This window comes from Streptomyces sp. NPDC002403, assembly GCF_053593015.1.
Window position 1 is genome coordinate 1 of record NZ_JBSFBQ010000039.1, and the last position, 12,468, is coordinate 12,468.

Annotated in this window: 11 protein-coding genes; 3 read left to right on the forward strand and 8 right to left on the reverse strand. The window is 71.7% G+C overall.

The features are described from left to right. The first annotated feature begins 182 nt into the window (after positions 1-182). On the forward strand, positions 183-902 hold the full coding sequence (locus ACWCPY_RS31405) for a class F sortase (protein WP_451270649.1): 720 nt from the start codon (positions 183-185) through the stop codon (positions 900-902). Positions 903-1,023: 121 nt separating this feature from the next. Next, positions 1,024-2,535, forward strand: a complete 1,512-nt coding sequence (locus ACWCPY_RS31410) for an FG-GAP-like repeat-containing protein (protein WP_451270651.1) — start codon at positions 1,024-1,026, stop codon at positions 2,533-2,535. A gap of 37 nt (positions 2,536-2,572) precedes the next feature. On the opposite strand, the gene ACWCPY_RS31415 is transcribed toward ACWCPY_RS31410, so the two are convergent. From ACWCPY_RS31415 to ACWCPY_RS31450, 8 genes are all read right to left on the reverse strand, one after another. Continuing rightward, positions 2,573-3,184, reverse strand: a complete 612-nt coding sequence (locus ACWCPY_RS31415) for a response regulator (protein ID WP_451270653.1) — start codon at positions 3,182-3,184, stop codon at positions 2,573-2,575. Then, positions 3,181-4,365 carry a sensor histidine kinase gene (locus ACWCPY_RS31420; RefSeq protein WP_451270655.1) on the reverse strand — a complete coding sequence of 395 codons (1,185 nt, stop codon included), beginning with the start codon at positions 4,363-4,365 and terminating at the stop codon, positions 3,181-3,183. Before ACWCPY_RS31420 ends, ACWCPY_RS31415 begins: the two co-directional genes overlap by 4 nt. Next, on the reverse strand, positions 4,362-5,102 hold the full coding sequence (locus tag ACWCPY_RS31425) for an ABC transporter permease (protein WP_329818045.1): 741 nt from the start codon (positions 5,100-5,102) through the stop codon (positions 4,362-4,364). The genes ACWCPY_RS31420 and ACWCPY_RS31425 overlap by 4 nt, the downstream gene beginning before the upstream one ends. Further along, positions 5,099-6,034 (reverse strand): ABC transporter ATP-binding protein, encoded by a 936-nt coding sequence (locus ACWCPY_RS31430; protein WP_451270657.1) that lies wholly within the window; start codon positions 6,032-6,034, stop codon positions 5,099-5,101. Before ACWCPY_RS31430 ends, ACWCPY_RS31425 begins: the two co-directional genes overlap by 4 nt. 180 nt (positions 6,035-6,214) lie before the next feature. Further along, positions 6,215-8,227: a peptidoglycan binding domain-containing protein gene (locus ACWCPY_RS31435; protein WP_451270659.1), complete on the reverse strand. Its 2,013-nt coding sequence runs from the start codon at positions 8,225-8,227 to the stop codon at positions 6,215-6,217. A gap of 340 nt (positions 8,228-8,567) precedes the next feature. Beyond that, positions 8,568-9,005 carry a DUF6113 family protein gene (locus ACWCPY_RS31440; protein ID WP_451270661.1) on the reverse strand — a complete coding sequence of 146 codons (438 nt, stop codon included), beginning with the start codon at positions 9,003-9,005 and terminating at the stop codon, positions 8,568-8,570. Next, positions 9,002-9,901 carry an N-acetyl-1-D-myo-inositol-2-amino-2-deoxy-alpha-D-glucopyranoside deacetylase gene (gene mshB / locus ACWCPY_RS31445; protein WP_451270663.1) on the reverse strand — a complete coding sequence of 300 codons (900 nt, stop codon included), beginning with the start codon at positions 9,899-9,901 and terminating at the stop codon, positions 9,002-9,004. The genes ACWCPY_RS31440 and mshB overlap by 4 nt, the downstream gene beginning before the upstream one ends. A 66-nt stretch (positions 9,902-9,967) precedes the next feature. Next, positions 9,968-10,162 (reverse strand): hypothetical protein, encoded by a 195-nt coding sequence (locus ACWCPY_RS31450; RefSeq protein ID WP_329818050.1) that lies wholly within the window; start codon positions 10,160-10,162, stop codon positions 9,968-9,970. Between the two features lie 166 nt (positions 10,163-10,328). On the opposite strand from ACWCPY_RS31450, the gene ACWCPY_RS31455 reads away from it, so the two are divergent. Continuing rightward, on the forward strand, positions 10,329-12,461 hold the full coding sequence (locus ACWCPY_RS31455; RefSeq protein WP_451270665.1) for an alpha/beta fold hydrolase: 2,133 nt from the start codon (positions 10,329-10,331) through the stop codon (positions 12,459-12,461). The last annotated feature ends 7 nt before the right edge of the window (positions 12,462-12,468 follow it).

Genomic DNA, 12,468 nt, shown 5'->3' on the forward strand with positions numbered 1-12,468 from the left:
GCCGGGTCCGTCACCGTCGTCAGCCGCACGGCGGGGTCGTAGGAGCCACCGGCCTCGCAGACCCGGGCGGGCCCGCCGTCGCCACCGACATGCGTTTCACCCCCGGTAAACCCCGGATAAGCCCCGGACCGGCTCCCTCTGCTCCTCCCCCTCAACACCGCACGACCGAAAGGCACGTTCCCATGGCCGCCCCGCAGTCGACCGGCTCCACCCCCACCCGGACTGCCCCCCGAACCACACTGGGCCGCGCCCTGATGTGGCCCGCCGTGACAGCCGGGCTCGGCATGGTTCTCATCTACAACTCCTTCGGCACCGCGGCCGACGACAAACCGCCGGCCCCGCCCGCCGCCGTCTCGTCCGCCGCCCCCGAGGTGCTCGGCTCCCATGCCGCCCCCGCCCCCGTCACCTCGTCGAAGGCCACCGTCGGCCCGGCGATGGCCCGTTCCGTCCCGCAGCGGCTGCGGATCCCGGCCATCGGTGTCAACGCGCCGTTCACCGATCTGTCCCTCGGCCCCACCGGCCAGCTGAACCCGCCGCCCCCCAACGACACCAACCTGGTCGGCTGGTACAAGGACGGTGTGACCCCCGGCGAACGCGGTGCCGCGATCGTGGCGGGCCACGTCGACACGATGACCGGTCCGGCCGTCTTCCTCCAGCTCCAGTACCTCAAGCCCGGCGCCCAGGTCGACATCACCCGCGCGGACGGCTCGGTCGCCACGTTCAAGGTCGACTCCGTCGAGCAGTTCAGCAAGGCGAAGTTCCCGGACGACCGGGTCTACGCCGAGACCAACTCCGCCCAGTTGCGCCTGATCACCTGCGGAGGCCCGTACAACAAGACCGCGAAGGACTACGAGGACAACGTGGTGGCCTTCGCTCATCTCGACTCCTTCAAGAACGGCTGAGCACCGGCACTCGTCAACGGTGCGACACAACCATCCGCCGGGCCGCGAGGTCGTACGGGGCGGTACGGAAGCCGATTCCGTACCGCCCCGAATGGCTTCCCGAGCACCGGAGTTGATCGACGTGCCCGTTCTTTCCCAACGCCGCCGGCTGGCGATCGCCACCGGAATCGCCCTGGTCGCCGGAGCCGTGGCCGCTCCGGCCGGCCACGCCGCCGCGCCGTCGTCAGCCCAGGCGGCGCCGTCGTCGGTCCGGGCGGCGAGCGCGCCGAGCGGCAAGCGGCTGCGCGACGACTTCAATGGTGACGGATACCCGGACGTGGCCGTGGGCGCGCCCATGGCCACCGTCGGCGGCTCGGAGGGTGCGGGCGCCGTGAGCGTCCTCTTCGGCGGCCCCGGCGGCTTGTCCTCCGCCCGCAAGCAGGTGCTGACCTGGCCGGACCGCTCGGGCCTCAACAATCCGGGGGACGCGCGCTACGGCATGACCCTGCGCAGCGCCGATCTGGACGGCGACGGTTACGCGGATCTCGTCAGCCGCCTCTGGGGGACGACGACGGACGGCGACCAGGGCACGGTGCTGGCCGTCAACTGGGGTGGCGCGTCCGGCCTTTCGAAGAACGTCACGATCCTGAAGCCCGTCCCCGGCGACCAGCGCGACGCCACCGGCGACCTGGACGTGGGCGACGTGGACGGTGACGGCATCGCCGACATCGCGGTGGGCGACGTACGGCGCGGCGGCCACGTCCTGCACGGCCCGATCGGCCGCACCGGGCAGTGGAACAGGGTCAGCTCCTTCACGGTCGACGGCACGGCGGTCCTCGACACCTCGGAGATCGCTGTGGGCGATGTGACCGGCGACGGCGTGGGCGATCTGGTGATCCTCGGCTTCGGCCCGGACGACCCGTGGCAGCAGCACACGTATCTGCTGAAGGGCAGCCGCACCGGTTTCGCCGCCCCCGTCGAGATCAAGGACGCGGACGGCGCCGGCGTCGGCGGCACCTCCGTGGGCATCGCCGACCTGGACAAGGACGGCCACGGGGACATCGTGATCGGGCGCGGCGACGAGTGGTCGGGGCAGGACACCCCCGTGAAGAAGGGCGGCGCGCTCTTCATCTCCTACGGCGGCCCCGGGGGGCAGAGCACCGCCCGCAAGCCCGTCTGGATCAACCAGGACACCGAGGGTGTCTCGGGCACGGCCGAGTTCCACGACCGGATGGGCTACAGCCTGGCGCTGGGCGACACGGACGGCGACGGCTACCCGGACATCGCCGTGGGTCTGCCGAACGAGAAGATCAAGGGCATCGCCGACGCGGGCCGGGTCCTGGTGCTCAAGGGCGGCCCGAAGGGCGTGAGCGGTGCGGGCTCCAAGGAGTTCGGCCAGTACACGGCCGGGGTTCCGGGGGTCGCCGAGGCGGGCGACCAGTTCGGCCAGGCCCTCGCGCTGGGCGACTACGACGGCAAGGGCCGTACGGAGATGGTGGTCGGCGCCCCGACGGAGAACAACAGCAGGGGCGCCCTGTGGATCTTCGGTACGGATGCCGCGGGCGTCATCGCCAAGGGTTCCGTCTCGTTCGGCGCGGCCACGATCGGCGCCCCGACCGGCCGGTCCCGCTTCAGCGAGACACTGACGGACTGACGGACCGGCGACGGCACAAAAGGGGTGGCGGAGCGGGCTACAGCCAGCCCTTCTCGCGGGCGATGCGGACCGCCTCCGCGCGGTTGCGGGCGGCCAGTTTCTGGATGGCCATGGAGAGGTAGTTGCGGACCGTTCCCTGGGAGAGGTGGAGGGCGGTCGCGATCTCCGCGTTGGTGGAGCCGTCCGCCGCCGTGCGCAGTACGTCGCGTTCGCGGTCGGTCAGGGGGCTGGCGCCGTCGGCCAGGGCCGCTGCCGCGAGGGTGGGGTCGATGACGCGTTCGCCGGCGAGCACCTTCCGTACCGCCGCGGCCAGCTGGGAGGCCGGGGCGTCCTTCACCAGGAAGGCATCGGCACCCGATTCCATGGCCCGGCGCAGGTAGCCGGGGCGGCCGAAGGTGGTGACGACGACGACCTTCACGGCAGGGAGTTCGCGGCGCAGGACCGCCGCCGCCTCGATGCCCGTCATGCCCGGCATCTCGATGTCCAGGAGCGCCACGTCGATGTCGTGCTCGCGGGCGGCGGCCAGCACCTCGTCGCCGCGGGCGACCTGGGCCACCACCTCGATGTCGGGTTCCAGGCCGAGGAGTGCCGCGAGGGCCTCGCGCACCATGGACTGGTCCTCGGCCAGGAGGAGTCTGATCATGCTCATTCCGTGGATCCTAGGCCGGAATCGAGCGGAACGGTCAGGGCCAGGGTGAAGCCTTTGCCGGAACCGGAGCCGGGGTTGCCCCCCGAGGTGATCAGCGTGCCGTCGACGGTGGCGAGGCGTTCGCCGATGCCGGTGAGGCCGTTGCCCGGCTTCGTGCCCGAGGGGCCGACGCCGTCGTCGGAGACGGTGAGTTCGAGGACCTTGCCGTCCAGGGTCTGGCGCGGGGCGAGGGTGACCGTGCAGTGGCGGGCCCCGCTGTGGCGTACGACGTTGGTGACGGCTTCCCGCAGCGCCCAGGCGAGCACCTCCTCCGGCTTCTCGGGGAGGCCTTCGGGGGACTCGGCCGGGACGTCGGCGGTGATGCCCGCGGCGGCGAGCGCGGTGCGGGCGCCCGCGAGTTCGCCGGGGAGGGTCGGGCGGCGGTAGCCGGTGACGGCGCCGCGTACGTCGATCAGGGCCTGGCGGCTGACCTGTTCGATGTCCGCGACCTGGGCGGCGGCCTGTTCCGGGTGGTCGGGGAGCATCCGGCCGGCCAGCTCGCTCTTGAGCGTGATCAGGGAGAGCGAGTGGCCGAGCAGATCGTGCAGATCGCGGGCGAGCCTGAGCCGTTCCTCGTTGGCGGCGAGCTGGGCGACGGTGGCGCGGGCCTCGCGCAGCTCGATCGTCGTACGGATCAGCTGCCTCACCCCCGTCATCGAGAACCCGCCCAGCAGCGCGGGAAAGATCAGGGCGGTGATGACCTCGCGGGGGTGGTCACCGGCCAGGCCCATGAGGACCATGACCCCCGTGACGGCGGGGATCAGCCAACGGGCCGTCCGCAGTGGCAGGGTGGCACCGACGGAGACCGCGACGTACACGAAGAGGACCAGCCACGAGGTGCCGAGCGTCAGGATGAGGACGACGGACAGGGCGCCGAGGAAGGCGATCGCGGAGTGGACGAGACGGCTGTCCAGGGGCTTGGACGTGTGGCGGAAGACCAGGACCAGATAGGCCGCGACGAAGGTCACCAGGCCGAGCGCGCCGAGCACCGTCGCCCACGGGGTGTGGTTGCCCCCGGTCAGGTCCGTGACCGGGGCGCTCATGAACGCGAGCCAGATGCCGATCCAGAGCAGTTTGATCCAGACCTGCTTGCGGTTCGTGGGCGGGCGCCCGACGCCCACGGACGTCTCGTCGTCGTTCACGCCTTCAGGGTGTCCTTCCGGTAGAGCCAGGCCGCGCCGCCCGCGAAGACCAGGAAGTAGGCGCAGAGGATGGCGACGTCCTTGGCGTGCGGCGAACCGCCCATCTCGATCGCCTGGCCGAGAGAAGCGTACGCGTGCGTGGGAAGCCACTCGGAAATGTTCTGGAGCCACTGCGGGAAGGTCGCGCTCGGCATCCACAGACCGCCGAGGATGGAGAGCCCGAAGTAGATGATCATGGTGAGCGGGCGGACCGCGTCACCGCTGGCGAGGTAGCCGATGGCGACCCCGAGCGCGGCGAAGACCAGTGAACCGGCCCAGATGACCCCGGCCAGCGCGAACCACTGCCAGGTCTCCACCCGTACGTGCTTGACTGCGGCGGCGACCAGGAAGACCACCACGATGCAGGGCAGGGTGACCATCGCCGCGCTGGCGATCTTCGCCAGGACGTAGCCGCGGCCGGGCAGTGCGGTGAGCCGCAGCTGGCGGACCCAGCCCTTCTCGCGCTCCTTGGCGATGCGTTCGCTGTTGCCCATGAGGACGGCGGTCAGCGCGCCGAAGGAAGCCATCGAGACCATGAAGAAGGCCTGGAAGGTCAGATCGGTGTGCGGGATCCGGTCGGAGGTGTTCTGGGTGTTGGAGATCAGCAGGTAGATCACCGACGGATAGATGATCGAGAAGAACATGAACTTCTTGTTCCGCAGGGTGCGGGTCACTTCGAGCCTGATGAGGGTCTTCATGAGGTCCTGGCCTCCTCGGCCTTGGTGATGGCGACGAAGGCCTGTTCCAGGCCGAGTCCCGCGACTTCGAGTTCGCGCGGGAAGAGGCCGAGTCCGTAGACGGCGTGGACCGTCGCGTCGGCGTCGTGCGACTGGATCCGGACCCGGTTGCCGGTGATGTCGAGCGCGGCCAGGAACGGCAGGCCGCGCAGGGCCGCCTCGTCGGCCGGGCCCTCCAGCCGGAAGGAGATCCGGCGGGCTCCGGCCTTCGCCTTGATCTCGGCGGCGGTGCCGTCGGCGAGCAGCCGGCCCTTGTGGAGGACCAGGACGCGGTCGGCGATGGCGTCGGCCTCTTCGAGGTAGTGGGTGGCGAACAGGACGGTACGGCCCTGCTCGGCCTGTTCCCGCATGGTGGCCCAGAAGGCCTGGCGGGCGGTGACGTCCATGCCGGTGGTCGGCTCGTCGAGGACGATCAGGTCGTTGGCGCCCGCGGTGGCGAGCGCGAAACGGACGCGCTGCTCCTGGCCGCCGGAGAGCTTGTTGACCATCCGGTCGGCGATCTGCGCGACACCGGCGCGGGAGAGCACCTCCGTCACCGGGTAGGGCCTGGGGTGCAGATCGCAGGCGAGGGCGACCAGTTCCTTGACCGTGACGTCCTCCATCAGGCCGCCGGTCTGGAGCATCGCGCCGACGCGGCCCGCGGCGATGGCGTCCTGCGGGGTGGTGCCGAAGACCTGGACCGTGCCGGAGTCGGCGGTGCGCAGGCCCAGCAGCAGATCCAGGGTGGAGGACTTCCCGGCACCGTTGGGGCCGAGGAGCGCCACCGTCTCTCCGGGGTGCAGATCGAGGGTGAGCCCGTCGACGGCGCGTACCGCTCCGTATGCCTTGCTGACCTGTTCGAAGCGGACCGCGGCGGTCTTCGCCCCGGTGGCCTCGGCGGCTGTCGTTGTCATGCGTCAAGCGTGAGGGAGGGCGGGGTGCTCGCGGCAGGGCCGAGGATCGTGTAAACGGGATGACAGATGTCATGCCGGGCGCATGACTCAGCTGTCGGGGCGGTGTCCGGAAACGGCACCGCCCCCGGCCGGAATGCGGTCGGGGGCGGTGCTGTGCGGTGCTCGGCGGTGCGGCTGCGGTCAGCCGTTGCCGTTGAGGCCGATGGTGGCGGTCCGCTCGGCCGTGGTCTTCCCGAGCAGTGCGCTCTGCATGGCGTGTGCCACGTCGTCCGCGCTGAGCTGGTGCTTCTTGCCGTCACCCTTGGTGATCATGATGCCGTCGAAGACGCCGTCGCAGAGGGTCTCGATGGCCTTCTTGTCGTAGTGCTCGACCAGCCGGCCGTTGACCGGCACCATCGAGAGGATCTGCGGCAGCGACCTGGCGGGGCCGAACTGGATCTGCTTGGTACCCGCCTTGATGGTGACCAGGCCGGACATCGCGGGCTTCGCGAACTCCTTCATCGCCCGGTCCAGTTCGGCCTGGCCGATGGTGGGTTCGCGGGTGGTGACGGGCAGCTCGACGACCTTCGTCCGGCCGGTCTGCACCTGGGCGCGGTACGCGTCGCGCACCGAGGACATCGACTGGTCGACGTCCAGCGCCTTGCCCGACTTCCCGGGTACGGCGACGGCCTTGCCCGGCTCGAACTTGATCGTGCCGTCGTTGGCCGAGCCGGAGACACCGGCCAGGTCCGTCAGCGCGACGCCGAGCTTCTCCTTGTCGACCGGGATCACCGGGTCGACGGCGCGCTTGCCGCCGAACAGGGAGCCGATGACGGAGACCGGGTTGTAGTCGCTGCCCGCCGCCGAGCGGACGGTCTCCTGGCTGTCCAGGGCGAGCCCGGCCTTGTCCGGCGCGAGCTGGGTCTTCTTGCCGTCCACGGACAGCTGGAGCGGGGTCACGGCGCGCTTGCCGAGGGCGGCGTCCAGCTTCGTGACGCCCTCCTCCTTCGTACCGCCGCCGATGTCGACGCCGAGGACGGTGGTCCCCTTGGGGACGTCCGAGTGGTTCATCAGCAGCCCGGCGCCGTAGGCGACACCGAGCAGCCCGACGACACCGACGCCGAGGAGGGCCAGTTTGGAGCGGCCCTGCTTCTTCGCGGGAGCGGACGCGGACGCCGGTTCGGGGCGCGGGGCCGACGCGGCGGCGGGGCCGCCGGGTCCCGCCGGTCCGGTGCCCATCGGGTCGCCCGGGACACGGGACGCCGGATCGGGGCGCCCGCCCGGAGGCGTACCCGGGAACAGGGACGCCGGCCGGTTCTCCGACGGGACGACGGGGATGCCGCTGGTGAGCGTGTCACCGGAGACGTTGCCGCCGGGGCCGGAGGGCGCCGGGCCCGCGAACTGCGGTGTCAGCACCGCCGTGTCGTCGGACATCCGCGGCGGGCCGCCGGGGGCACCGGGACCCTGCGGGCCCGCGGAACCGCCCGGTCCGCCGAGGTCCGGCGTCAGGGACGAAGTGCCGGTGGCCGGGCCCGTGGTGGGTCCGGCGGGGCCGGGCGTACGCACTCCGAGGTTCGGCGTGGGACGCGAGCCGCCGGAGGCGGGGCCGCCGAAGTCGTCGGGGCGGGGCGCGTCCTGGTCGCCCGTGCGCTGCGGACCGTCCGAGAAGTACGGCAGGTCGGGGCGGGGCGCGGTGGGCGCGGCACCCCTGATGCCCTCGGCGCCACCGGCCGTGCCGCCACCGGCGACCGAGGTGCTCGTGGGGGCCTTGCGCGGGGCGAACCAGTCGCTGCCGCTCTTCTCCCGGGCCGGCTTCTCGGCGGCCGGGTCCGCGGACTCGGTCCGGGCCTCGGCGGACGGTGCGCCGTCCGGGCCGGAGGGCGCACCGTCCGTCGCGGGCGAACCGGGCCGCGGGATGCTGCCCGTGCGCTCGGCGTCGGCGTTGTCGGTGTCGCCCATGGGCGTACGCATGACGACGGGCGGGATGGGACGCGAGCCCGGAATGTTGATCCGGATGCGCGTGGTCAGCGTCGTCTCGGTCCTCGGCTCCTCGGACCGGGACGGGTCCGCGGGCTCCGGGGCCTCCTCCGGGGCATCGTGCGAAGGGTGCAGCGACGGATACTGGCGGGATCCGTACGGCGGTGTCCCCGAGGGGTACGCGGCTCCTCCGCGCCCCTGGGGCCCGGAGGACGAACTGTCAGTTTCACGACTCAAAGCAGGTTCTCCCGATTGGCTCCGCCGCCCGTACTTCCCCCCACGCCACAGGCCTGGGGACGGCTAGGAAGGTGCTGGAGATCTTGGCCGGATCAGGGAGCGGCGCCTGGCGCGTGCCGCTGCGAGGCGCCGGAGCGTCCTCATAGCGGAGCTATTAGGGCGTTTCGGTAACGCCGCAGATGTGCGTGCCAGGCGTCCCGAGCCCGGCCAAGATCTTCAGCACCCGACTAGGCGCGCGAACCACCATACTGGCCGCCGCAGACGGACACCCCGCGACCGGGGGAAACGACTGTGCGACCGCCGAACGGACATGGGGCATTACAGGCGCGGACGTGGCACGTCACTTGCCGGGTCGCCCGCTGTCGGCGCCCTGTTGGGGCACCCGCGACACGGTGGCACAGATCACAGCGACGGCCATCCCGCCCAGCATAAAAAGAGTGAGACCCAGTTCGTCGCCGAAGACATAGTCGCCTTCCGGCCGTCCACCGAGCAGAACGACGACCGAAATCAGCCATCCCGCAGCGGGTGCCAGGGCGCCGAGCTGGGTGCCGAAGACCAGGCGGCCGCCGTAGAAGAGCCCGGCGGCGGCCGCCAGCGCGAGCAGCAACCCGGCGGGGAACCAGGCGGCTTGGACGAGCGTCCCGGCGATCCCGACGAGCGCGCCCAGCACGGCGAGGCCCGCATAGGCGGCGATCCGCCCGGGGTTGAGGGGTGCGGCGAGGCCGGTGGCCGCGACGTCCCTGGAGGGGCGCGGTGCGCCCTGCTTGCCGCCGCTCATCGCTCGGCCCCCGCCACACCCGCGAACAGGTCGTCCTCCCGGACGCCTTGAGGGGCCCCGGAGTCACCGCGCACCAACTCGTAGTACTCGGTGGTGAAGACGGGCTGGCCGAGGTCGTTGGAGAGGGCGAAGAAGGGGCCGTCCACGGCGATCTGGGTGACGTGGGCCCGCATCGCCGCGCTCTTGGCGGCGGCATGGGCGGCGCCGTCGATCTGTGCGGTGATCCTGGAGTCGTCGACGACACCCGGCACGTCGTCGATGGCGGCGATGCCCGGGAAGGCGTCCGGCGCGGTGGCCCGGAGGCGGGCGAAGCCCTCCTCGGCGACGGTGCGGGGCACGCGGTTCCAGTAGATCTTGGCGATGCGGTGCGGGGTGCCGGACCCGGCGCGGTACGCGGGGTCGGCGGCGAGGTCCGCGGCGCGCATCGCGACGCGGTGCGCCTGGATGTGGTCGGGGTGTCCGTAACCGCCGTCGGGGTCGTAGGTGACCAGGACCTGCGGGCGCACCGAGCGGATGACCTCCACCAGGTGCCCGGCGGCGTCGTCCACGTCGGCGGCCCAGAAGGCGCCGGGACGGTGGTTCTGCTCGGCGCCCATCATCCCGGAGTCGCGGAAGCGGCCGGGGCCGCCCAGGAGCCGGTGGTCGGTGACCCCCAGCTCCTTCATCGCCGCGTCGAGTTCGCCCCGGCGGTACGGGCCCAGGGTGTCGTCCCGGTCGGCCGCGAGATGGGCGAGGGAGGGCGGGATGACCTCGCCCTCCTCACCGAGTGTGCAGGTCACCAGGGTGACCTGGGCACCCTCGGCCGCGTACTTGGCCATGGTGGCGCCGTTATTGATCGACTCGTCGTCGGGGTGCGCGTGCACCAGGAGGAGGCGCCGGGCGGGGTGGTCCGTCATGGGGACCACCCTACGAGCCGGGCGCACCGAACACCGCCCGTGCTCCCTTCGCCGACGAGCCGGGCCTCAGAACTTGAGGCTTCCGATCATGCCCGCCACGTTCGTGGTCAGGTTCGAGATGCTCGGCGCGATCGACGAGTCGGCAAGATAGAAACCCAGCAGTGCGCAGACCACCGCATGTCCGCCCTTCAGTCCGGATTTCCGGATCAGCAGGAAGACGACGATCGCCAGCAGCACCACCGCCGAAATCTTGAGTGCCACGGCGGTTCACCTCCATCGGTACGGTCGGGACGGGCAGCACACATGGAGCCAGCAGGTTTCATACCCACCGAGCGCTACGGATCATAACTATCCGTCGTAACGCATTGATCGGGGCACAGCAGCACGAGGGGCGCACGACCGGGCGGTCGGGGACTAGGTTCGACACATGACTTCGCAGCAGATCTCTTTTCCCCGTCAGCACGCCAGGACCATGCGATTCACTCTCGGCGCTCCTCGGTCGTTCACCGTTTCCCCCGACGGGGAGCGGGTGATCTTCCTGCGGTCGGGCTCCGGCACCGACCGGTCGGGCCGGTTGTGGGTGCTCGACCTGCCCAAGGACGGATCGCCGCAGGAGCGGGTGGTGGCGGATCCCGGGGCGCTGCTGGGGGGTTCGGCGGAGCGGCTGTCGGCGCAGGAGCGGGCCCGCCGCGAGCGCAGCCGCGAGGGCTCCTCGGGGATCGTCGGCTACGCGGTCGACGCGGCGGCCGAGTTGGCCGCCTTCGCGCTCTCCGGGAAGGTGTACGTCGCCGAACTGCGGGCGGGTACAGCACGTGCGCTGCCGGTTCCGGGCCCGGTGATCGACCCGCGGCCCTCACCGGACGGACGACACATCGCATATGTGTCCAAGGGTGCGCTGCGCGTCGTGGGCGCGGAGGGCGACGGGGACCGGGCGCTCGCCGAGCCGGAGGCCGAGGACGTCTCGTACGGTCTCGCGGAGTTCATCGCGGCCGAGGAGATGCAGCGTTCGCGGGGCTTCTGGTGGTCGCCGGAGTCGGACCGGCTGCTGGTCGCCCGGGTCGACAACAGCCCGGTGCGGCGTTGGTGGATCGCGGATCCCGCGCATCCGGACCGCCGGCCGGCCGAGGTCGCGTACCCGGCGGCGGGGACGCCCAACGCCGAGGTGCGGCTCTTCGTGCTCGGCCTGGACGGCACCCGTACCGAAGTGGTCTGGGACCGGGTACGCCACCCGTATCTGGCGCAGGTGCACTGGTCGTCGGACGGGGCGCCGCTGCTGCTGGTGCAGTCCCGCGACCAGCGGAGCCACCTCTTCCTCGCGGTGGACACGGAGACCGGTTCGACGCGGACGGTGCATGCCGACGAGGACCCGGTCTGGCTGGAAATCTTCCCCGGGGTGCCCGCCTGGACCCCGGACGGACGGCTGGTGCGGATCGCGGACGAGGGCGGGGCGCGGGTGCTCGCGGTCGGCGACCGGCTGCTGACCGGGGCGCAGTTGCAGCTCCGGGCGGTGCTCGACATCGGTGAGTCGGACATCCTGGTGGCGGCCACGGCCGGCGAGGAGGCGGCGGAACCGGAGATCGGCGAGACCCATGTCTACCGCGTCAACGAACTGGGCGTGGAACGGGTGTCCGAAGGGGCCGGGGTGCACTCGGCGGTCCGCGCGGGCGCGGTGACGGTGCTGGTCAGCCACTCCCCGGAACGGCCGGGGGCCCGTGCCGAGGTGTTCCGGGACGGCAAGCCGGTCGCCACCGTGGCGAGCCACGCCGAGGAGCCGGTGCTCTCCGCGCGGGCGCGTCTCACCGAGGGGGGCGCACGGCGAATTCCGTGCGCCGTGCTGCTCCCCGAGGGGTACAAGGAGTCGGACGGCCCGCTTCCGGTGCTGATGGATCCGTACGGCGGACCGCACGGCCGCCGGGTGGTCGCCGCGCACAATCCGCATCTGACGTCGCAGTGGTTCGCGAACCAGGGCTTCGCGGTCGTGGTCGCGGACGGCCGGGGCACACCGGGCCGTTCGCCGGGCTGGGAGAAGGAGGTCAAGAACAACATCGCGCTCACCCTGGACGACCAGGTCGACGCGCTGCACGCACTCGCGGACCGGTTCCCGCTGGACCTCGGCAAGGTCGCGATCCGCGGCTGGTCGTTCGGCGGATTCCTGGCGGCCCTGGCCGTACTGCGGCGGCCCGATGTCTTCCACGCGGGAGTGGTCGGCGCCCCGGTGACCGACCAGCGGCTCTATGACACCCACTACACCGAGCGCTACCTCGGCGACCCGGCGGAGCAGCCCGAGGTGTACGCGCACAACTCGGTGATCACGGACGAGGGTCTCTCGGAGGCCGCCGAGCAGGTGCGGCCGATGATGATCGTCCACGGTCTCGCGGACGACAACGTGGTGGTCGCGCACTCGCTCCGGCTGTCGTCGGCGCTGCTCTCGGCCGGGCGCCCGCACGAGGTGCTGCCGCTCAGCGGGGTGACGCACATGACGCCGCAGGAGCAGGTGGCGGAGAACCTGCTGCTGCTCCAGGTCGACTTCCTGAAGCGGTCGTTGGGGCTCGACGGCTGATCAGGCC

Excerpts from the sequence above, each read along its gene's own strand:
- ACWCPY_RS31405 (WP_451270649.1), top strand. The coding sequence starts at position 183 with ATGGCCGCCCCGCAGTCGACCGGCTCCACCCCCACCCGGACTGCCCCC.
- ACWCPY_RS31415 (WP_451270653.1), bottom strand. The coding sequence starts at position 3,184 with ATGAGCATGATCAGACTCCTCCTGGCCGAGGACCAGTCCATGGTGCGC.
- ACWCPY_RS31425 (WP_329818045.1), bottom strand. The coding sequence starts at position 5,102 with ATGAAGACCCTCATCAGGCTCGAAGTGACCCGCACCCTGCGGAACAAG.
- ACWCPY_RS31430 (WP_451270657.1), bottom strand. The coding sequence starts at position 6,034 with ATGACAACGACAGCCGCCGAGGCCACCGGGGCGAAGACCGCCGCGGTC.
- ACWCPY_RS31440 (WP_451270661.1), bottom strand. The coding sequence starts at position 9,005 with ATGAGCGGCGGCAAGCAGGGCGCACCGCGCCCCTCCAGGGACGTCGCG.
- mshB (WP_451270663.1), bottom strand. The coding sequence starts at position 9,901 with ATGACGGACCACCCCGCCCGGCGCCTCCTCCTGGTGCACGCGCACCCC.
- ACWCPY_RS31455 (WP_451270665.1), top strand. The coding sequence starts at position 10,329 with ATGACTTCGCAGCAGATCTCTTTTCCCCGTCAGCACGCCAGGACCATG.